We start from the raw sequence: 19,591 nt of genomic DNA, 5'->3' as shown, positions 1-19,591 counted from the left end.
CGTCCGGCCGGGTTAGGCTGGATGGTCCCCCTTGTCAGCACACGAAGGTCCCGTGAGATGCCTGCCGAAGCCACCCAGGCCGCCGAGTCCGTGTTTCCGCAGCTCGAAGCCCTGCTGCCGCATGTGCAGAAGCCGATCCAGTACGTCGGCGGAGAGCTCAACTCCACGGTCAAGGACTGGGAATCCTGCGACGTCCGCTGGGCCCTGATGTACCCCGACGCCTACGAGGTCGGCCTGCCCAACCAGGGCGTCATGATCCTTTACGAGGTCCTCAACGAACAGCAGGGCGTCCTCGCCGAGCGCACCTACAGCGTCTGGCCGGACCTCGAGGAGCTGATGCGGGAGCACTCCGTCCCGCAGTTCACGGTCGACAGCCACCGCCCGGTCGGCGCCTTCGACGTCTTCGGCCTCTCCTTCTCCACGGAGCTGGGCTACACCAACATGCTCACCGCCCTGGACCTGGCGGGCATCCCGCTGGAGGCGAAGGACCGCGGCGTCGACGACCCGGTCGTCCTGGCCGGCGGCCACGCGGCCTTCAACCCGGAGCCGATCGCCGACTTCATCGACTGCGCGGTCATCGGCGACGGCGAGCAGGCCGTCCTGGAGATCACGGCGATCATCCGCGCCTGGAAGGCCGAGGGCCGCCCGGGAGGCCGCGAGGAACTCCTCCTGCGCCTCGCGAAGACCGGCGGTGTCTACGTCCCCGGCTTCTACGACGTCGAGTACCTCCCCGACGGCCGCATCGCCCGCGTCGTCCCCAACCGCTCCGGCGTCCCGTGGCGGGTCAGCAAGCACACCGTCATGGACCTGGACGAGTGGCCCTACCCCAAGCAGCCCCTCGTGCCGCTCGCCGAGACCGTCCACGAGCGCATGTCCGTGGAGATCTTCCGCGGCTGCACCCGAGGCTGCCGCTTCTGCCAGGCAGGCATGATCACCCGCCCGGTGCGCGAGCGTTCCATCACCGGCATCGGCGAGATGGTCGACAAGGGCCTCAAGGCGACCGGCTTCGAGGAGGTCGGCCTGCTCTCCCTCTCCTCCGCCGACCACACGGAGATCGCCGACATCGCCAAGGGCCTCGCCGACCGCTACGAGGAGGACAAGGTCGGCCTGTCCCTGCCCTCCACCCGCGTCGACGCCTTCAACATCGACCTGGCCAACGAGCTGACCCGCAACGGCCGCCGCTCCGGCCTCACCTTCGCCCCCGAGGGCGGCTCCGAGCGCATCCGCAAGGTCATCAACAAGATGGTCTCGGAGGAGGACCTCATCCGGACCGTCGCGACGGCCTACGGCAACGGCTGGCGCCAGGTGAAGCTGTACTTCATGTGCGGCCTGCCCACCGAGACCGACGACGACGTCCTCCAGATCGCCGACATGGCCACCCGCGTCATCGCCAAGGGCCGCGAGGTCTCCGGCTCCGGCGACATCCGCTGCACCGTCTCCATCGGCGGCTTCGTCCCCAAGCCCCACACCCCCTTCCAGTGGGCCCCGCAGCTCTCCGCCGAGGAGACCGACGCCCGCCTCCAGAAGCTCCGCGACAAGATCCGCGGCGACAAGAAGTACGGCCGCTCCATCGGCTTCCGCTACCACGACGGCAAGCCCGGCATCGTCGAGGGCCTCCTCTCCCGCGGCGACCGCCGCCTCGGCGCCGTCATCCGCGCCGTCTACGAGGACGGCGGCCGCTTCGACGGCTGGCGCGAGCACTTCTCCTACGACCGCTGGATGGCCTGCGCCGACAAGGCCCTGGAACCCACCGGCGTCGACGTCGCCTGGTACACCACCCGCGAGCGCGGCTACGAGGAGGTCCTGCCCTGGGACCACCTGGACTCCGGCCTCGACAAGGAATGACCTGCGGAAACGGGGGCTGCGGGATGAGCGAGCCGCTCCACCGCATCGCTGACGCTGTGGCTGACGTCACAGAGTCGGATGCGGTGGCGGTGCTGACCTCGCTCGGCTTGCAGAAGGATCGGCGTCAGCCGGTGCAGAAGGCGCTGAGAACGCCGCTGCCGCCGCCTGGCGCCCTGTCGGGCGTCTCGTCGGACGTGGAGTGGGTGTGAGGAATAGACACCTCAAAGGTCAGCCTGGCCTGGAACAACAGACGGGCGGACCTTCGAGGGCGGTTTGATCGGGTGGCCCAGCGTCCTGGCGACGACTGATGGGATCTGGCACTACAACCAGATCGACGAACCCGTCACCGCTCGCTGATCGCGTTTGAGCACCGACAACGTTCGGAGGCGACTGCAGGCAGGCTCCCGCTGAGTCAGAGAACCTCGGTCTGCTGCGGGGTCACGCAGTGAAGGTGTTCGCCAACCTGCACCATGTAGCCCTTCGGCGGTTCCAAGCACGTCGTGCGCCAGATCCCGGTGACCTCCCCGACTGCTTCCATCGTCGCGCCTGGTTTGTCCGATTCCAAGCGGATTCGGACGTGGGTTCCTTCGGGTAGGTCGCTGCGATAGCGGGGCGGCATGTCGGGGTGAAGTCCTCCCCGGGAGACCAGGAACTCCGGCCGCAGCCTCCAGGGACTGCCGTCCTCGGTCTCCACCGCGTAGAGCGGTCTGACGTGTCCGTCACGCTCGTCCTGCTCGATGACACACGCGACGACCACACCGCGGCTGCCTATGATCTCCGGCCCAAGCCCGCCCAATTGCGGAATTGGTGGGTGTGGCGTCGTCAGTTCCACCATCTCGCCATAGACCAGCGCGGCCTGCTCGGGCCAGGGAGTCTCGTCCAACAGCCACCTATGCTCGACGGTCATGATCCCCTTCTGTTCATGGCCTGGGCAAACCACCACACCATAACGACGGGGGCGTCCGGACAGTGAGCGGTCTGGCCAGTTCTCCCATGAGGCCCTCATGAAGTTCGGGCCATAGGGGCGGCGGCGACCGCTGTCGCATCGGATCTACTCGTCTAGTCAGGACGCGGACCACGCCTTGAACGGTAGTGCGGCACATCGAAGCGCACGCCGCAGAAAGTTTCGCGGTCACTGCACACACGACTTGTGTGAACGTGTATGCCCCCAGTTCGACACATGGCCACAAAGGGGCCCGACGGGCAAGAAGCTGCTGCCGCTGACGGTCAAGAAGTCCGGCTGACCTGCGGATACGGGGGAGCGGGGGATGACTGAGCCACTGCGGCGCATCGCTGAGGCTGTGGCGGACGCCACAGAGGATGAGGTGGCCGCGGTGCTCGGTTCCATCGGGTCTGTGAAGGCGCGGCAGACGACCGGAGATGCTCCACGGACGCCTCTGCCGACCTCTGGGGGCCACGTGAGCATCCAGAGTGAGGTGGAGGGGTCTAGCGGCGGCGTGGGATCCTGGGCGGCATGGGGGATGCGTCGGCTGATCAGGCCATAAGGAGCTTTCTGACATCGATCCAGGTCGGTGATCGCTGTAGTGGTGTGGTGGCGGCTGTCTCCCGGTCTGAGCTGACCGTGACCCTGGACGGGTTCGCCGCTCGTCCACTCGGGGTGGTGGGGCCGCTGGATGTCTCCTGGCAATGGCGCAGGGCTGATGCTGCTGTGGTCGGTCAACGGATCACCGCCGAGGTGCTCTCCGTGGACTTGGAAGAGGGCCGGGTATGGCTGTCGATGGCGGCCACCGAGAACCCGGAACTCTGGGCGTTCCTCAAGCGGCTCCGCTACGGCCAACGTCTCACCGGAACGGTGGCGACAATCGAGTCGTTCGGCGTCTTCGTAACGCTGGACGAGGGCCCCGATCACCCGGTCTATCCCGGCGTCGGCTTCATCACGTATCCCGAGCTGTCCTGGCGCCGCTTCGAGGCGGTCTCGGAGGTTGTTGAGGTCGGGCAGCCCGTGTACTGCGAGTTCTTGCAGTTCGACACGTGGAACGGTGAGGCTCGGCTGTCCTTGCGGGCCACTCAGCCGGACCCGTTCCTGTGGTTCGTCGACGACATCGCGGTGGGCCAGAGACTGACGGGACAGGTGACCAAGGTTCTCCCGTTCGGCGTCTTCGTGCGGGTCGCAGAGGACGTCGAGGGCTTGGTGCACTTGCCCGAACTGAGTGCGGATCCCGGTAGACCTGCGGAAACGGGGGCTGCGGGATGAGCGAGCCGCTCCACCGCATCGCTGACGCTGTGGCTGACGTCACAGAGTCGGATGCGGTGGCGGTGCTGACCGTGCTCGGCTTGCAGAAGGATCGCCGGCAGCCGGCGCAGAAGGCGCTGAGAACGCCACTGCCCCCGTGGCGCCCCTTCGGACGTCTCGTCGGACGTGGAGTGGGTGTGAGGGCCGGATAGCGGCCCAAGGCGACCTGACGGCAGTATCAGTCGGTACGGGGCCTGGTCCGCAGGGCGGGAGAGACGGGGTAGCCGATGGCCAGGGCGTCGTTCACGACATCTGTAACGGGCGCCAGTGGGTTGAGCTTGGTGATCACGGCATGGTCGAGAGGGCGCAGGCTGTAGATGTGCCGCAGGGCCTCAAGGTGGGCCACAGTTTCGTAGTAATCCTCGGCGAATGCCTTGAAGCCTTCGGGGCCTGGTTCCGTCAGGAGGCCGAACAGTCCGGTCGAGCCGTCCGGATCGGTGTGCCCTTCGGGGAAGTCGATGTCTCCGGTCTCCCATCGGTCGGCCACCGCATGGCGCCACAGGCACACTGTCACGACGGGCGTGCCGTCGTCGTCGGTGAAGACGGGCTCGTGTACGTAGCGCTGGAAGGCAGAGGGTACGGCGTCCACCACCCCCGGCCAGGGTTCGTAGTCGTCTTGCTGGTGATACGGGCTGAGCGGCGATTCATGAGCGAAGCCGCGCACGTACGCGCCGGCGGCCGAGAAGACGATGTCGAACTCGTCCCCGGACCCGTTCCGCATCGAGGCCAACTCTTCGGCCTGTGACCAGGAACGGTTGAACGTGTAGTACCGCTCCTCGCCATCGGGGTTCACGATGGCCTCTGCCATCGCGAGGGAGCAGCAGAGATCGCGAAGAGTCGGGATGCCAGGGAGAGAGAGCGGGCGACGTCGTGAACGGTCATGCAGCACCTCGAAGCGCACGCCGCTGACAACGCCTCGGTCACGGCGTACGCGATGCGTGTGAGCGAGTGTGTGCCCAGTTCTAACGGGCCTGACGGCACTAAGCCGCTGCTCCTCACGGCCAGAAGAAACGTTGCGACCAGATGCATCGGTGAGCGGGGGAGACTGGAGCATGAGGTGGCCGCGGTGCTTGGTTCGCTCGGGTCCGTGAAGCCACGGCAGGCGTCTCGGATGCCCGACAGCACCTCCGTCAGTCTCTGGCGGGCATGCTTCATCTCCGAGGACGCCGCGCCAACTTGGTGGATCGTCCTTGATCAGTAGATGAGTCCGCGAATCGGGATGACGGCAAACGTACTGCTCCGTGATAATGCAGCATGGTTAGGATCGTTGTTCCACAACCGGACAGTGAGCAGACCCGAAGCTTCCGCACGCATGCGTCGTACGTGCGAGCCTTCCGCGAGCTGGCTCTAGGCGAAAGCACGTTGGGAATTGAGACCGCGACGAAACAGCTCCACTCTGTGGCAGCGGATCACTTCTACGAAGTATCGGGAAAACGCCGACAGGGCAACCTGAGTCAAGTCACGAGTTGCCTCCGCCGTGCTTGGACCACTGCCTCCTTGATCGAAGCCACTCACTCCTTGGCTGAAGACTCCGACATCGTGCGACTGGCCAATGGGTGGAGCGCCGTGCAGGCGTACTACGTCCTGTACAACGCTGCTCAGTCTCTGCTGGTAACCGAAGGACATGAGCGCCCAAGGCAACATGAGCAGACTAAGCGCCAATTCGCGAATCTGTGGACCAATCGAGCCGCGAGACTGGCGCCATGGTGCCTCGCTGCCGCCCATCCAACTGTTAAGGGGGCGAGTAAAGATGGGTTCCTAAGCGGACCAAATTGAGTCGTAGACACGACACTTCATCCTTGGACCGCGTGGCAAGGGGACCAGGCGTGGGACATCGCCGCCAAAGCGCTACGCACCACTCGTGCCGCTTTGATAGAAGACAGGCTTAAGAAGGCAAGGGAGCGTAAGTTTGCAGATCGGCGCAAGGCTTGGCAGACGGACTGTGAAAAGCTGACCTCACTGGGCAAGAAGCCGCGTTCGCAGCCCAAGTCAGCGAACCTAACGCTCAGTGAACGCGATGCTGTGGAGCGAGGTACACGGGCCGTGACAGTAGCCGATTACCTTTATCGCCTCCGGGTTAAAGCAAACTACGACGACATTACTGTATTCGCCGAAGGACCTACCTCAGATGCAGAGGCGGCAGCACTAGCTGCTGACCTTGTCGACCTCGCCAACGCAACTCTAGTGGTCCACGAAGTGAGGCTCGCTGATCGCATCGGTAGTAAAGCACTCGTTCGCCTCATGGACGAGGTGCTGCTGAAGAGCAACTCCTACACGAGTCATTTGAGCCTGCGGCGGGACCTACACGCCGGCCTGTAGGCGGGCGCTGGTTGCTTCCCTGCCTGCTGCCAGAGCCGTGGCGCTCGGTCTCGATGCCTTCTCTGGTCGCGCTGCCAGGCCGGCGGCCCTGCGCACGTCGTGAGCTAACCTGCGTTCGCGAGGGAGTGGTGTATTCCGGAATCATCAGCCACATGAGCCCCTGCTCAGCTAGCCTGAGTAGTGCAGCCCTGGGGAGGGGCGGGAGAGCAGAGGCGTGCCGCGCCCCCTCTGCTCGCCTCGAACATGTGAGCGGTTTATTCGCTAGGGGGGTTCCGATGCACATTAGGTCGTTCCGGGTCCAGAATTTTCGTCGCCTTAAGAACGTTCGCGTTGACCTTGATGACAAGACCACCATCTTCGTGGGTGCGAACAACAGTGGAAAGACCTCAGCGACGCACGTATTCCAACGTTTCTTGGACCCCAAGGTCCGATTTCAAGTCTACGATTTTTCGGCGGACTGTTGGGAACAGTTCAGCCGTTTCGAACCTGACTTTGGAAACGCGGAATCAGATCTACCTAAGATTTTCTTCGATCTCTGGTTCGAAGTAGACGACGCAAATGTGCATCGTGTGCTCGACTTGCTTCCAGGGCTCGACTGGGACGGAGAGCCTGTGGGACTCCGCATGGCGTACGAGCCCAGAGACCCCTTTTCATTGGTAGAGAGCTATAGGCGAGCCCGCAACGAAAGAAAACTCCCTCAGGGAGGTGAGGACGGTGCATACAAACCTTGGCCGACGGACCTCATGGACTATCTGAGTAAGAGGCTGACAAGCGAATATGAGATCAAGTACTACGTGCTCGACGAGCGGCAGTGCGACGCTGATCTGATTCCGAAGATTGGCTATAATCCGTTCTTCCTGGGCACGAGCAGTTCTGGTGCTGGTGCGAAAATCAGTGCGCTCATCAAGGTCGACTTTCTTAACGCCCAACGGCATTTGACTGATGCCGAGTCGCATGGTCGCGCTGAGGACTTGTCCAGAAGACTCAGCCGGTATTACCAACGTAATCTGCAGAAATTCGAAACAGATCTCGACGCTCTTAGTGCTATCGCAAATTCGGAATCCGCTCTAAATGAGCACTTTGCGCAAGCGTTCGATTCGATCATTAAAAGCGTTGAGCACCTAGGGTATCCAGGAGGGGTAAACGCCGGACTGGTAATCAAAGCATCGTTCAACGTTCAGAATATGCTGAGTACGAGTGCACGCGTACACTACATGCTTCCTAGTGGAAACGGCGATGTGACAGGCGAAGCACCGCAATCCCTTCCGGATCAATACAATGGTCTAGGCTTCAAAAATCTCATCTATATGGCAGTGGAGGTCCTTGACTTCCATCATGCCTGGGAAGATGCAGAGAGCCAACGTGCACCAGTACATCTAATCATGATTGAGGAACCGGAAGCGCATCTGCACGCCCAGCTACAGCAGGTCTTTATCCGACGAGTTTTCGAACTTCTACCCGAAGCGAAGCCCGGATTCCACACGCAGATCGTCGTGACCACGCATTCGTCACACATCCTGTATGAAAGTAGCTTCCAACCGATTCGGTACTTCTGCCGAGAAAAAGGTGCTGGCGCGCTGCACCGCAGCGAGGTCAAGAACCTTTCTATCTTCTATAACGGAGAGGAGGCGGCGACCCGGGACTTCTTGCAGCAGTATCTGAAACTCACCCACTGTGATCTCTTTTTCGCCGACGCCGCAGTCCTCGTAGAGGGGAATGTCGAGCGTTTGTTGCTGCCTTTGATTATCGAACGCCACTTCCCTCAACTGAAGTCCTGCCATCTCACCATCCTTGAAGTGGGAGGTGCCTTCGCGCACAAATTCCAAGAGTTGCTGGAATTCCTGGACATCACGACTTTGGCCATTACGGACCTGGATAGTGTCGAGCCGCTTGAGGGCGCGGACCTTCAGCTAAAGGAGAATGAGCGAAGTCGGGCCTGTATGACGACTGCACCAGGAGCAGTGACGTCAAATGAGACTCTTAGAAGTTGGTTCCCAAAGGTATCTTCCGTAAGTGATTTCTTGGACCTTCCGGAAGATGAAAAAACAGTCCAGCTTCCTGATGGGAGTAAAAGCAACATCAGGGTGGCTTATCAGACACGACAGGTAGTTAATTGGGGAACAGAACTGGGCAAGCTAGCAGGTCGGACTCTCGAAGAGGCGTTCGCCCTTGAGAACCTGCTTTGGAGCCAGGCCAGTAGCGGAAAGACCGTGGGTCTGCATATTGCGAAGTCGGAAGAATTGAGCCTCGCGGCCTTGCACACAGCGATCTACAAGCGAGTCAGGAATCTTGATAAGACAAGGTTCGCTCTTGGGCTAATTGCCGACCAAAGCACCGCATGGAAGCCACCCCGATACATCGTTGAGGGGTTGAATTGGCTAGCAAGGCAACTTGCACTGGTTCCTGTGGCTCCGAGGGCCGATAAGGACAATGTGCGATGAGCTCACGACTTGCAACCCCAGACACGAGTTCTGACGTTCGTCTTCGGGAACTTCTGGATGCGGAGCAGCTCAGATGCTTTGCGGTGGTCGCCGGCGCCGGCTCTGGCAAGACAACGTCGCTAGTCAAAGCGCTCGATCACGTAGCGAAGAGGCATGGTAGCCGCCTTAGGGCCCGGACTCAGCAGATCGCTTGTATCACATATACGGAGGTCGCTGCTCGGGAGATTCATGCAGACGTGGGGAACAGTGCTCTCGTGGAAGTATCCACGATCCACAGTTTTCTCTGGTCCTTGGTCCTCCCCTTTCAGAGAGACATCTCTCAGTGGGTTCGCCATCATCTAGAAGCTTCGATTGAAAGGTTGAAGGAGAAGCAATCGAGCTATTCCTCGCGCACTCAGAAGAAGACCGTTGAAAAGGATGCAGCCGACCTCGATAGGCTGCGTAGACAACTTCGGGAAGTCGCTGGCATCGAGAGATTTCGATATGGCGTCGGCAGTGATTACGCGAAAGGCGTGCTAGGTCACGAAGACATCGTGACTATGACGCCGGAGCTGGTTATGCAAAGTCGACTTCTTCGGCGAATTGTAGCCAATAAGTACCCATACATTTTCGTTGATGAAAGTCAGGACACCTTTCCTGGTGTCGTTGATGCGTTGAAGCTGGTTGCCAGGCAAGAGAAAGGTGCCCTGTGTCTGGGATTCTTTGGTGATCCTATGCAACAAATTTACCAACGCGGGGTGGGTGAGATCACAATGGAGGAGGACTGGGTAAGGATTGAGAAGCGAGAGAACTTCCGAAGCTCGAATGCCGTGCTCAGTGTAATCAACCAAGTGCGGTCTAAGGCTGATGGCCTCCGGCAGGTGTCTGGACGGCGAACTGAGGAACAGGTGGAAGGAGAATGCTTCTTCTTCGTTCTTCCTGCGGATGATCGTAGAAGCGAGCGTCTAGAACAAGTCCGATCCTGGCTGGGACGCCATAGCGAAGCAGGTAGTTGGCTGGCTGACTCGACTGATGACGGTGATGGCGCCAAGATTCTCATGATTGTTCATAGGATGGTGGCCAAGCGCATGGGGTTCGAAGAGCTGTACACAGCATTCCATGATGGTGATTCGAAAAGCTTGAAGTTGGCCTTTGACGAGGGGGCTGCATGGCCTCTTCGTCCCTTCGAAGAAGTCATCCTCCCGATCTGTGCCGCTGAGAGCGTTGACTCCCCTGCTGTGATCGCTGTTCTTCGTGAGCAAAGTCGTGTTTTTAGCCCAGAAGACCCTGATGCTGATGTGAGAAAGAGTCTTAACCTTGCCCGCGATGTGGCAGAACGGGTTCGGGAGATTATGGCCCAGGGAGGACCCGGTTCGGTGGGGACTGCATTGCGGTTGTCTGCAGAATCGGGACTCATCGACCCTGACCCGCGGCTTTCCGTTTACTTCGAACCGAACGGAGAGCACTCAGACACAGTGCTGACATCAGATACTAGAACAGTGCTGGATTCCTTTTCTGCATGTGATGCGCGTCAAGTCGAAATGTACTTCAAGTACATTCTCAAGCAGTCGCCTTACTCTACTCAGCATGGCACCAAGGGATCCGAGTTCTCTAAGGTGGTGGTAGTGCTAGATGACGAGGAAGGGCAATATAGACTCTATTCTTATGAAAAGCTATTTGGAATCAAGCCCCTATCTGATACTGACGAGCGTAATCTTTCCTCTGGTAAGGAGTCTGTCCTAGAGCGAACGCGTCGTCTCCTTTATGTGTGCGTTTCCCGCGCTAGGGATGCGCTCGCTGTGGTTGTCTTTGCGGATGACGTTACGGCTGCTGTTACGGCAATCGAGGACGCAATAATGTTGCCAAACGGTCGTGTTCTCATCGATGATGATCTTGCCCTATAGGAAGGGTCAAGTTTCGCTCGAAGCCGGACTTGTCGGGTCGTCGCTGAGTACCTCCCTCGCCTCTTTGGCACCAGGGCGGGTACGGTCAGATCTGGTCTGGCGCGCGTCGGGTTGGTCACCTGCGGGCGTGCGCTGGTTGATCGCGCGCGACTAGGGGAGCTGGTACGGGCATGGCGGTTGACGCTGCTCGATCGGATGCGGGGTTTACGTCGGCGACGGCTACGCGAGCGATGTTCGCCGCGTGCCGGGTTGCTGGGCTCGATGGCAGCGGGGCGGAGCTGATCCGGCTCGGAGAGAACGCGTTGTTCCGGCTGGCCTCCGTGCCGGTGATTGCACGTGTGGCAAGAGGGCGCGAGTGGCTTTCCACGGCGCGCAAGGAAGTTGCTGTCTCCCGGTGGCTGGCAGGGGAGGGGTTCTCCGCAGCGCGCGTCGTGGAGGATCTTGAACAACCTCTGTTGATCGACGGTTACCCGGTGACCTTCTGGCGTCAGATCGTCGAGGGGGATCGCAAACCTGCTTACGGAGAGCTGGGCGCGGTGTTGCGTGACCTCCACACGCTCACGGTCCCGGCTGGTCTTGAGCTGCCTCGGTTTCAACCGTTCGACAAGCAGGAACTGCGGATCGACCGTGCGCAGATTCCGGAGAATGACCGGTTGTTCCTGCGGAGGCGGTGGCATGAGCTGCAAGATCGGTATGCGGAGCTTCGGTTCGAGACGGCGAAGGGGCCGGTGCACGGGGACGCTCACGTGCAGAACCTCATGGTGGACGCCCGTGGGCAGGTGGTGCTGATCGACTTTGAGGCATTCTGCTACGACCACCCGGAGTGGGACCTGATGGTCACGGCCGTTGAGCATCACAGCCTTGGTTGGCAGAGCGACGAGCAGTACGCCGACTTCGTGAGCGCATACGGGCGGGACCTGTACGACTGGCCTGGTTACGAGACGCTGCGCGGTCTTCAGGAGTTCGGCATGACGACGTGGCTCATGCAGAACATCCGGGAGGACGAGAGGACGGCTGCGGAGTACCGCCGGCGCATTGCGGCACTTCGTGATGATGCTGCTCCGCGGGACTGGCGTCCCTGGTAGGGGGCTAATCGTCGTCGTCCAGGCGGGCCAGTGCATCGCTTACTTGGTCGTTGAAGGCGGCCACCACGGGGTTGCCCCCGTGTCCGCTGACCTCGGCCTGGAAGTCGGTGACGTAGCGCTGGAAGCGGTTTGACTGGAGGCTGTCGCCGTCGTCCACGGCCAGGCTGGCTGTCTGGACGGCGGCTTCGAGTTCGCCGTTGAGTAGCTGGCTCTGGGCGAGCACCATGCGGCAGAACCCGAGCGTGCGGGCGTACTTCGGGTCGGTGCTGTCCACGGCTCGCTGTGCCTGCTCGACGGCCTCGCGTCCCATCTTGAGGTCGCGGAAGCAGTGGCAGAGTTCGCCCATGAGTTCCGCTGAGTCGAAGTAGCCCAGCCATGCCGGGTCTTCTCCGGTGTCTGCGCGCTCGAAGTGGCGTTCCGCTTCGTTCATGGCGCGTCCGGCGGCGAATCGGTCGCCTGCGTTCGACAGGGCCCGCGCTTCCATCGCGGCGTAGTTCGCCATGGCACGTGGGGTGGCTCTGCCCTTGGCTCCCTCGACGGCGGCTCGGGCCAGTTGGATGGCCTGGGTGTGGTGGCCGAGGTAGTTGGCCTGGTGGCTGAGGTTGCCGAGGATGCGGGCGCCGAACATGCGGTCGTCGATGACCTGGGACAGGCGCAATGTGGAAGTCAGGTAGCGGTGGGCGAGCCGGTGGTTGCCGGTGTCGTACGCGGTCCAGGCGAGGAGCTGGGACACCTCGGCGGCTGCGCCGTAGAGCGCGGTGCCAACCTTCTGGCTGTAGCTCGCGCTGAGCAGGGGAAGGACTTCGTGCCGGGAATAGTGGCGTAAGGCGCGGTGGCCGTGGCCGCCTCCGTACTTGAAGTCGAGCTGCATGAACATGTCCGCTGCGTCTCGGATTGCCCGGACGTCGCGCATGCCGATTCGCTGGTGTGCCGGCCTGTCGGCCTCGATGCCGTCGGGCCGACTGATCATCCACGACAGAACGGTGGAACTCAGGTCCGCGTCGGCGACGATCAGACCTCCATCGTCCGGTGTGTCTTCAGCGCGTTCCTGGGCCAGGCCGTCAAGCACGGACAGCGCGTCGGGGACAGTGCTCGGGTAACCGACAGAGTCCGGGGTGGGTTGCTTCGCGTGATCGAAGAATCCGAGATCGCCGGGCGTGACGCGACGGTTCAGCTTGGCACTGAGGACATCGGCCATGATCGCTGCCGTCTGAGGCTGGATGCCTGCGCCGTCGCGCCAACGCTGGACGGCGACGTGAGTGGTTCCCAGGGGCACGCCGCGTTGTGTTGCGGCGTCCTTCATTCGTTTCGCAAGCCCTTTGTTCGAGACCTGCGCTTCGTTCATGACGGCGATCAGTTGCGCGTTCGGCTCTCGGCTCATGCTCCCCTGCCAACCCGAGAAATGACGGCGAGTGTTCATCGTGTCACAACGTGAGGGGTTGGGGGTTCATTGGTGAACCCCCGCGGGCTTTGCCGGTGTTCATCTGAACCCCCCGGTGGACACTCCCGGTCAGACGCCGTTCGCCGTGTACTGGCTTCCGCGTAGCAGGTGGTCCGGGAAGGGGCCGTCGAAGCTGACAAGGGGACGTCATGGACGCGAGGAAAACGCGGCAGCGCGAGCACGTGGGTGCGGAGATCGAGGCGTTCGCCCATTGGTTCGCGAAGCCTGATCTCTCCGCAGGGCACTTCTTGACGGTGACCCTCTTTGCGGAGGCAGCCGACTCGGCTCGCGTGGCGCGAGACATGACGGCCGTGTTCCTGCGGGGCGCAGGTGCGGATGCCATGGTGGACGACGCTCGGTTGATCGTCTCGGAGCTGGTCGGCAACGTGGTGAATCACGTGGTGCCGGAACCTGCTCTGGCTCAGCCTGGCGGGTCCCGTCGTATGGACGTGAGCTTCAAGCTGTGGCCGAAGTGGCTCTTCATCGGGGTCACGGATGAGGACTCGACGCCGCCGCTTCTCCCTGTGGGAGATGTCTTCTCGCCTGGGCTGATGGGTGAGCTGTCAGAGGCAGTGCTGCCCGACAACGGTCGAGGGCTGCTGATCGTTCAGCGGCTGGCGTCCGCTGTCTGGTGGACGCCGGGAGAAGGCGGCGGCAAGACAGTGTGGTGCCGCATGGACATGGCCCAAGGAGCAGAGGCCGGCTCACCTCGTTGATCTCCGGGCCGTCGCCTCCGGAACACTCCTTCGCGATCAGGAGCGGAGCGACGGCCCGGACACCGGCCGGAGTCTGACCTCTCCGGCCCACGGGGCGCGGTCCCTTGCGAACTGTCTACCGGGTTCCCCACCCGGCCAAGGGGCCGCGCTTCACAACCTCATACCGAGACCGGACCACCCCCGCGCCTGGCAGCAACCGGGGTGGTCCGGGAGGGGACACAGCGTTCCCCGGTGCCCGATGGTACCGGGGTCGCTGTGCTGTCTACACGCCCCGGGCCACGAAGAGTTGACGACCCGTCGGTTAAGCGGATGGGAGTGGCCAAGTGACTGGCGCGGGTGAGGATTGGCTTCGAGACGGCCTCGATGACATCGCGGACGCGGGGTCGGGTCTGTGGGTGCGTGGGGTCGATTACGTCGGGGGCTGGCGGTCGGCGCGTGAGTCTGCGGATCGGCTAAATAGTGCGCTCTTGGGCGCGGGCTTCGAGTTGTCCGCGGTGCGGGCCGTGGCGTCGGCGGACGAGACGGGGCGCGGTGTGGTGCGCCTGGCGGGCTGGCCGGAGACGGCGGACCGGCTCGCCGTGCTCCTGGAGGCGCTGGCTGACCGTGACGGCGGTGCGCGGTGATGGGCGCCGTGGCGGGTGAGCGGTGTGGGTGGGCACGTCGTCGGGTGGAGAGACTTTGGGCGGGAGCTGCCATGGGGCGAGTGAACAGGGGGCCTTACGCTCGCCCGGCGAATCGGGCAGGCACTGGTCCTGCCCGCGTTTGTGCCCGATGGGCCCCCTGTTCTTCGAGGCTCGCCCCATGGTGGCTGCCTAAAGTCTCGGAGCCCGGCGACCCCCAGCCCACCACGCCCCGGCCCTCGGCGGGCGGGTGTCGCCTCGACTCCTCGGGCGGGCTGCGGTGTGGGGCGTCGGGCGACCGGACGGGACCGGCGGTCACGCCGCACGCCCGGCCGGGGCGGCCGGGCGCCCCGGCGCGCCGCAGGCGCGCCCTTGAGGAAGTGAAGGTGGTTTCGACCGATCGTCGTTGCTGGTCAGGTCTGGCGGCGTCGGGTGGGCTGTTTGTCGGCGGTGATTCGGTAGGCGGTTTCGGCGCGGTCGGCTCCGATGCGGAGTTCTTCGAGGATCAGCGGGCGGTCGTCGGTGCCGTGCGTGATGCGGGACAGGTGCAGGATCGGGGTCGCGTCCGGGAGCTGGAGCGTGGCGCGCTCGTCCGGCACCGGCATGCGGGCGCGCACGGTCTCCGACCACCACAGCTTGTGCCCGGCCTTGGCCAAGACGGCGTAGACGGCTGTCGGCTGCTGGCCAGGCTCCTCGGCGAGTGCCGGCACACTCTCGGCGATCTCGAAGGGGATCAGCGTCCGGTGCATCGCCCGGGTGCCCGTGGCGGCGTCGGACAGGAGACGGTCACAGCCGAACAGCTCCTCTTCCTCGCCCAGACCGAGGAGCTGCCCGGTCGCCTTCGTCGTGCGGGTGCGGTGCACGCTCGGTTCCTCGGCCTCGTCCCAGACGTCGCCTCCGGGCACCACGAACCTTCCACCGGGGGCGTGCTGGATGCGGCGGTCAAGGGCGAGTGTGGGGTGTCCGTCGGAGCGTACGAAGCTGCCCTTGCCGTGCCGGACGTCGATCAGGCCTTCCGCGCGCAGTGCTGCGATGGCGTTGCGGACGGTGGGGCGGGAGACCTGGTAGCGGGCCATGAGCTGGGCTTCGGACGGCAGCAGGGACTCGGGGGCGAACTCGCCCGACAGGATCGCTTCCCGGATCGCGGCGGCCACCTGTTGGTAGAGGGCTCCCGGGCGCTGGATCTCCGTCATCTCAACATCTCCGGTCTGGTGTCGTAGGCACGTCGCACGCGCGACATCACTCGTCAGCATAAGTACTTGCACTCTCGTCGTACAGAACTCCATAGTCATAACTCGTAAGGACAAGTGACGTCCGAATGTGTTGGGCGTCCTCGACGGCCAGGGAGGCCACAGAACATGCAGTCCATTCCCGTGGACACGACGCGGCTCGGCGTACTGCGCTGTGCCATCGCGCCGGAAGCGAAGCTCAGCAACCCCGAGACGCAGGAGGTGAAGAAGGACCGGGACGGCAACCCGGTCTACACCGTCGCCGTGACCGTGCGGCAGGACCGGCGGCGGATCTCCGTCATCGAGATCGCCGTGAGTGGTGAACCGAAGGGCATCCAAGAGGGCCAGATCGTCAAGGTCACCGGCCTGACCGCGTTCGCCTGGGCGATGGGCGACCGGCACGGCATCAGCTTCCGCGCCGATGCCATCACCCCCATCTCCGGTACGGCGACGGCGCACGGCAAGGGCGGTGACGCCTGATGGGACCCCTCCTTCTCGCCTTCGCCCTCGCCGTGCTGGCGTGGCTGCTGGTCGTCGGTGACCTGGTACGGCGGCACCGTCCGGCCTGGCACTGGTACCTCACCGGATACCCGACGGCAGCCTGGCGAGTGGTGTTCACCTGGCGCCGGGTCGCCCTGCTCAACGACCTCGCCGTGTCCCGACTCCCCGCGCGGACGCTGGTCGGGCATCTGCTGGTCAAGGGCGACCCGGTGCGGCCGGTCGCTCCGCGGATCTCCTTCCCGCGCGCCACCCGCATGGGGCTGAGCGTGGTGGTGCGGCTGCACGCGGGCCAGACCCCGGCCACGTACATGCAGGCGGCTGACGCTCTGGTCCACGCGTGGAAGGTCCATGCGGTGCGGGTGGCCTCGCCGGAACGCGGCCTCGTGCTGCTGACCGCCACCGCCACAGACCCGCTGGAGCGGCCCGGCTTAGCCAGCGCACCGGCCGAACTGCTCTCCGCCCTCATCGGCGCGCTGGAGACTGGCGGGGCGTGGGTGATGAACCTGCGCCTGGTCCCGCACTGGCTCATCGCCGGGGCCACCCGCTCGGGCAAGTCCACCCTGCTGGCCCGGCTCATCACCCAACTCGCGCCCCAACCCGTCGCCCTGGTCGGCATCGACTGCAAGGGCGGCATGGAACTCGGCCTCTTCACCGACCGGCTCAGCGCCCTCGCCACGTGCAGGCGCGAAGCCGTCGCCGTGCTCACGGCCCTCGTGGTCGACATGCAGGACCGGATGAGCGCTTGCCGTACGGCTGGGGTGCGCTCGATCTGGGAGTTGCCGGACAAGCTGCGCCCGGTGCCGGTCGTGGTCCTGGTCGACGAGATCGCGGAACTGTACCTGTCCGACGGCACTCGCCAGAGCAAGGCGGAAGCAGAGCAGTGCTCCACGCTCCTGCTGCGGCTGGCGCAGCTCGGCGCCGCGCTCGGCCTGCACCTGGTCGTGGCCGGCCAACGCGTCGGCTCCGACCTCGGCCCCGGCGTCACCGCCCTGCGCGCCCAGCTCGGCGGCCGGATCTGCCACCGCGTCAACGACCCCGGCACCGCAGAAATGACCCTCGGCGACCTCAATAAGGACGCCGTAACCGTCGCTCAAGCCATCACGGCCCAGGAACGCGGCGTGGCTGTCTGCACTGGACCTGACGGCGGCTGGGCGCGTGCCCGCTCCCACCTCACCCCGACCGATGAGGCCGTGGCCACGGCCCGGAAGCACTCCGGCATGACTCCCGAACTCCCGGCCATAGAGCGCGCCCTGGCGGCGCTGGAAGGAGACGGCAAGTGATCAGCGAAGGTACGGCATTCGGCTTCGCGGTGGTCTTCGGGATCATCACCGTCCTCCTCGTCCGCTCCCGCGACGTACGCGGCTGGGAAGCGGTCTGCGTCGGCCTCTTCGGCCTCTACCTCGGACAGACCCCCGTCCTGTTCACCATCCATGGCCTCGTCACCTGGGTCATCAGCGGCTTCTCCCACACCTGAGAGACAAGGACCCCATCGCATGACCATGCGCCGCGTGAGGTGCCCCCACTGCAAGGGCGACGGAGCCCGCAAGACCTGGACCGGACGGCTCCGCCGCTGCCGCGTCTGCCGGGGCACCGGAACCATCCGCTAACCCACCACCCGCGACCTACCCGACCAGGAGTAATTCCCATGAACGACGACGCGCCACCACCCACCATCCCGGCCGCTGCTGCGGCCCACCCCGGAAGGTCACCACCATCACCCCGCACCCCACCACCCCGGCTGACCGGCGCGCCGCCCTCGACCACGCGGCGCGCCTGCGTCACCTCCCCGAAGCAGACCGAGACGCCCTCCGCATCGCACAAGACCCCGACTTCCCCCGCTGGCTTCAACAGATCACCGCAACCGGCGGCTGCGCCCACCCCGTCCACCTCTCCGGCCACACCACCACCCTGGACAACGCGACCGGCGAAATCCTCCACCACTACGACACCCGCAACGAACCCGGCGAACGCCTCCTCGTCCGCTGCCGCAACCGCCGCGCCACCGTCTGTCCCGCCTGCTCCCGCCTTCACGCGGGAGACACCTTCCACCTGGTCCGCGCGGGACTGACCGGCGGCAAGAACGTCCCCGCCACTGTGCGCACACGTCCGCGCCTTTTCGTCACCCTCACCGCCCCCTCCTTCGGACCGGTACACCGCGTGGGCACAACGTGCCGCCCCCGCCGTAACGGCGGTGCCTGCGAGCACGGCCGTCCCCTCGGCTGCCACACCCTCCACGCCCCGGCCGACCCGCTCGTCGGCCAACCCGTCTGCCCGGACTGCTACGACCACACCAGCCACGTCCTCTGGCACGCGCACGCTGCCAAGCTGTGGGACCGGTTCGTCATCGACGTCCGCCGCCGCCTCGCCTCCTCGGTCGGCATCGTGCAGTCGCGCTTCGCCCTGCACGCCCGGTTGTCTTTCGCTCGTATCGCCGAGTACCAGAAGAGGGCGGCCGTCCACGTGCACGCCGTCATCCGCCTCGACGGCCCGGACGGACCCACCGACGAACCCCCGCCCTGGGGCACCCCGGACCGGCTCACCCGCGCCGTGCACGCATCCGCCCAGCGGGTCACCGTCCACACCCCCTACAGCCCAGCCGTCGGCGAACTGGAACTGAGCTGGGGCATACAGACCGACGTCCGTGCCCTGAACGCCGATGGTGACGGCCCTGACGACGACGCCGTGGCCGCCTACGTCGCGAAGTACGTCACCAAGGGCACCGACGAGACCGGCGCCGGCACCGACCATAAGGTCACCACCAGGGACGACATCGACACGGCACCCGTCAGCCGACACGTCCGCGCCCTCATGCACACCTGTTGGCGACTCGGCGGCGTCCCCGAATACGCACCGCTGCGCCTACGTACCTGGACCCACACCCTCGGCTACCGGGGCCACATCCTCACCAAGTCCCGCGCCTACTCCACCACCTACGCCGCACTACGCGCCGAACGCGCCCACCACCTCGGCCACACAGACATCCCCGACGCGATCACGGATGCGCACTGGCGCTATGTCGGCTCCGGACACACACCGGGCGCCGCCCTCATCGCTGCAGGAGTCGCTGAAGACCTCGCGGAGTGTCGGCGGCTCAGTGCAGAAGCCAGCCAGCAGGGGGGTGGGGTCGGTAACTCCTCTGCCCAAGCCTGAGCCTGCGAACAGCGAAGCGATGCCTCTGATCGACAGCGAGATCGTGATCGTGGGCGAGGACGGTGCGGAAGAACCGTTTGACCCTGCTGCATGGTTCGAGTAACCGA

15 protein-coding genes and 2 pseudogenes are annotated in these 19,591 nt (G+C 64.2%); 13 read left to right on the top strand and 4 right to left on the bottom strand.

What is annotated here, in order from left to right:
• Positions 1-57: 57 nt before the first annotated feature.
• Both IG88_RS0111265 and IG88_RS0111260 read left to right on the top strand, forming a co-directional pair.
• A pseudogene (locus IG88_RS0111265) lies at positions 58-1,842 on the top strand (TIGR03960 family B12-binding radical SAM protein); the annotation flags it as partial.
• A 26-nt stretch (positions 1,843-1,868) separates the two neighbouring features.
• Positions 1,869-2,054, top strand: a complete 186-nt coding sequence (locus IG88_RS0111260) for a hypothetical protein (RefSeq protein ID WP_031038376.1) — start codon at positions 1,869-1,871, stop codon at positions 2,052-2,054.
• A 203-nt stretch (positions 2,055-2,257) separates the two neighbouring features.
• On the opposite strand, the gene IG88_RS38610 is transcribed toward IG88_RS0111260, so the two are convergent.
• Positions 2,258-2,752: a hypothetical protein gene (locus IG88_RS38610; RefSeq protein ID WP_037835740.1), complete on the bottom strand. Its 495-nt coding sequence runs from the start codon at positions 2,750-2,752 to the stop codon at positions 2,258-2,260.
• 567 nt (positions 2,753-3,319) lie between these two features.
• On the opposite strand from IG88_RS38610, the gene IG88_RS0111250 reads away from it, so the two are divergent.
• Positions 3,320-4,060 carry a S1 RNA-binding domain-containing protein gene (locus IG88_RS0111250; protein WP_078861469.1) on the top strand — a complete coding sequence of 247 codons (741 nt, stop codon included), beginning with the start codon at positions 3,320-3,322 and terminating at the stop codon, positions 4,058-4,060.
• A 217-nt stretch (positions 4,061-4,277) separates the two neighbouring features.
• On the opposite strand, the pseudogene IG88_RS38605 reads toward IG88_RS0111250, so the two are convergent.
• Positions 4,278-4,981: pseudogene (locus tag IG88_RS38605) on the bottom strand (hypothetical protein).
• A 987-nt stretch (positions 4,982-5,968) separates the two neighbouring features.
• Between IG88_RS38605 and IG88_RS43330 the strand changes: the two are divergent.
• From IG88_RS43330 to IG88_RS0111230, 4 genes are all read left to right on the top strand, one after another.
• Entirely contained in the window at positions 5,969-6,418 is a 450-nt protein-coding gene (locus tag IG88_RS43330; protein ID WP_158853896.1) for a hypothetical protein, read from the top strand.
• 53 nt (positions 6,419-6,471) lie between these two features.
• Entirely contained in the window at positions 6,472-8,859 is a 2,388-nt protein-coding gene (locus tag IG88_RS41125) for an ATP-dependent nuclease (RefSeq protein ID WP_078861468.1), read from the top strand.
• Entirely contained in the window at positions 8,856-10,742 is a 1,887-nt protein-coding gene (locus IG88_RS41120; RefSeq protein ID WP_078861467.1) for a UvrD-helicase domain-containing protein, read from the top strand. The genes IG88_RS41125 and IG88_RS41120 overlap by 4 nt, the downstream gene beginning before the upstream one ends.
• Before the next feature lie 170 nt (positions 10,743-10,912).
• On the top strand, positions 10,913-11,827 hold the full coding sequence (locus IG88_RS0111230; protein ID WP_031038367.1) for an aminoglycoside phosphotransferase family protein: 915 nt from the start codon (positions 10,913-10,915) through the stop codon (positions 11,825-11,827).
• Between the two features lie 4 nt (positions 11,828-11,831).
• On the opposite strand, the gene IG88_RS0111225 is transcribed toward IG88_RS0111230, so the two are convergent.
• The gene (locus IG88_RS0111225) at positions 11,832-13,208 is read right to left on the bottom strand and encodes a hypothetical protein (RefSeq protein WP_031038364.1); all 1,377 of its coding nucleotides are present in this window, start codon (positions 13,206-13,208) and stop codon (positions 11,832-11,834) included.
• 209 nt (positions 13,209-13,417) lie between these two features.
• Here IG88_RS0111225 and IG88_RS0111220 point away from each other — a divergent pair, with 209 nt between their 5' ends.
• Both IG88_RS0111220 and IG88_RS0111215 read left to right on the top strand, forming a co-directional pair.
• Positions 13,418-13,984, top strand: coding sequence for an ATP-binding protein (locus tag IG88_RS0111220; RefSeq protein WP_031038360.1), 567 nt, complete (start codon positions 13,418-13,420; stop codon positions 13,982-13,984).
• 323 nt (positions 13,985-14,307) lie between these two features.
• On the top strand, positions 14,308-14,607 hold the full coding sequence (locus IG88_RS0111215; RefSeq protein WP_031038357.1) for a hypothetical protein: 300 nt from the start codon (positions 14,308-14,310) through the stop codon (positions 14,605-14,607).
• A 410-nt stretch (positions 14,608-15,017) separates the two neighbouring features.
• Here IG88_RS0111215 and IG88_RS0111210 read toward each other — a convergent pair whose 3' ends face one another.
• Entirely contained in the window at positions 15,018-15,797 is a 780-nt protein-coding gene (locus IG88_RS0111210) for a GntR family transcriptional regulator (RefSeq protein ID WP_031038355.1), read from the bottom strand.
• Between the two features lie 165 nt (positions 15,798-15,962).
• Between IG88_RS0111210 and IG88_RS0111205 the strand changes: the two genes are divergently transcribed.
• From IG88_RS0111205 to IG88_RS0111185, 4 genes are all read left to right on the top strand, one after another.
• Positions 15,963-16,313 (top strand): hypothetical protein, encoded by a 351-nt coding sequence (locus IG88_RS0111205; RefSeq protein WP_031038351.1) that lies wholly within the window; start codon positions 15,963-15,965, stop codon positions 16,311-16,313.
• The gene (locus tag IG88_RS0111200) at positions 16,313-17,614 is read left to right on the top strand and encodes an FtsK/SpoIIIE domain-containing protein (protein ID WP_031038349.1); all 1,302 of its coding nucleotides are present in this window, start codon (positions 16,313-16,315) and stop codon (positions 17,612-17,614) included. The genes IG88_RS0111205 and IG88_RS0111200 overlap by 1 nt, the downstream gene beginning before the upstream one ends.
• Entirely contained in the window at positions 17,611-17,808 is a 198-nt protein-coding gene (locus tag IG88_RS0111195; RefSeq protein ID WP_011029322.1) for a hypothetical protein, read from the top strand. The genes IG88_RS0111200 and IG88_RS0111195 overlap by 4 nt, the downstream gene beginning before the upstream one ends.
• A gap of 299 nt (positions 17,809-18,107) precedes the next feature.
• Positions 18,108-19,484 carry a replication initiator gene (locus tag IG88_RS0111185; RefSeq protein WP_078861466.1) on the top strand — a complete coding sequence of 459 codons (1,377 nt, stop codon included), beginning with the start codon at positions 18,108-18,110 and terminating at the stop codon, positions 19,482-19,484.
• Positions 19,485-19,591: the final 107 nt, after the last annotated feature.

This window comes from Streptomyces sp. NRRL F-5650 (assembly GCF_000721365.1).
GTDB lineage: Bacteria > Actinomycetota > Actinomycetes > Streptomycetales > Streptomycetaceae > Streptomyces > Streptomyces ardesiacus.
This window is presented reverse-complemented; position numbering and strand designations above follow the sequence as displayed.

What these genes read in the sequence shown, in the direction of transcription:
- IG88_RS0111250 (WP_078861469.1), top strand. Translation starts at nt 3,320, where the DNA reads ATGGGGGATGCGTCGGCTGATCAGGCCATAAGGAGCTTTCTGACATCG.
- IG88_RS0111200 (WP_031038349.1), top strand. Translation starts at nt 16,313, where the DNA reads ATGGGACCCCTCCTTCTCGCCTTCGCCCTCGCCGTGCTGGCGTGGCTG.
- IG88_RS38610 (WP_037835740.1), bottom strand. Translation starts at nt 2,752, where the DNA reads ATGACCGTCGAGCATAGGTGGCTGTTGGACGAGACTCCCTGGCCCGAG.
- IG88_RS0111220 (WP_031038360.1), top strand. Translation starts at nt 13,418, where the DNA reads ATGGACGCGAGGAAAACGCGGCAGCGCGAGCACGTGGGTGCGGAGATC.
- IG88_RS41120 (WP_078861467.1), top strand. Translation starts at nt 8,856, where the DNA reads ATGAGCTCACGACTTGCAACCCCAGACACGAGTTCTGACGTTCGTCTT.
- IG88_RS0111230 (WP_031038367.1), top strand. Translation starts at nt 10,913, where the DNA reads ATGGCGGTTGACGCTGCTCGATCGGATGCGGGGTTTACGTCGGCGACG.
- IG88_RS0111225 (WP_031038364.1), bottom strand. Translation starts at nt 13,208, where the DNA reads ATGAGCCGAGAGCCGAACGCGCAACTGATCGCCGTCATGAACGAAGCG.
- IG88_RS0111260 (WP_031038376.1), top strand. Translation starts at nt 1,869, where the DNA reads ATGAGCGAGCCGCTCCACCGCATCGCTGACGCTGTGGCTGACGTCACA.
- IG88_RS0111205 (WP_031038351.1), top strand. Translation starts at nt 15,963, where the DNA reads ATGCAGTCCATTCCCGTGGACACGACGCGGCTCGGCGTACTGCGCTGT.
- IG88_RS41125 (WP_078861468.1), top strand. Translation starts at nt 6,472, where the DNA reads ATGCCTTCTCTGGTCGCGCTGCCAGGCCGGCGGCCCTGCGCACGTCGT.
- IG88_RS0111210 (WP_031038355.1), bottom strand. Translation starts at nt 15,797, where the DNA reads ATGACGGAGATCCAGCGCCCGGGAGCCCTCTACCAACAGGTGGCCGCC.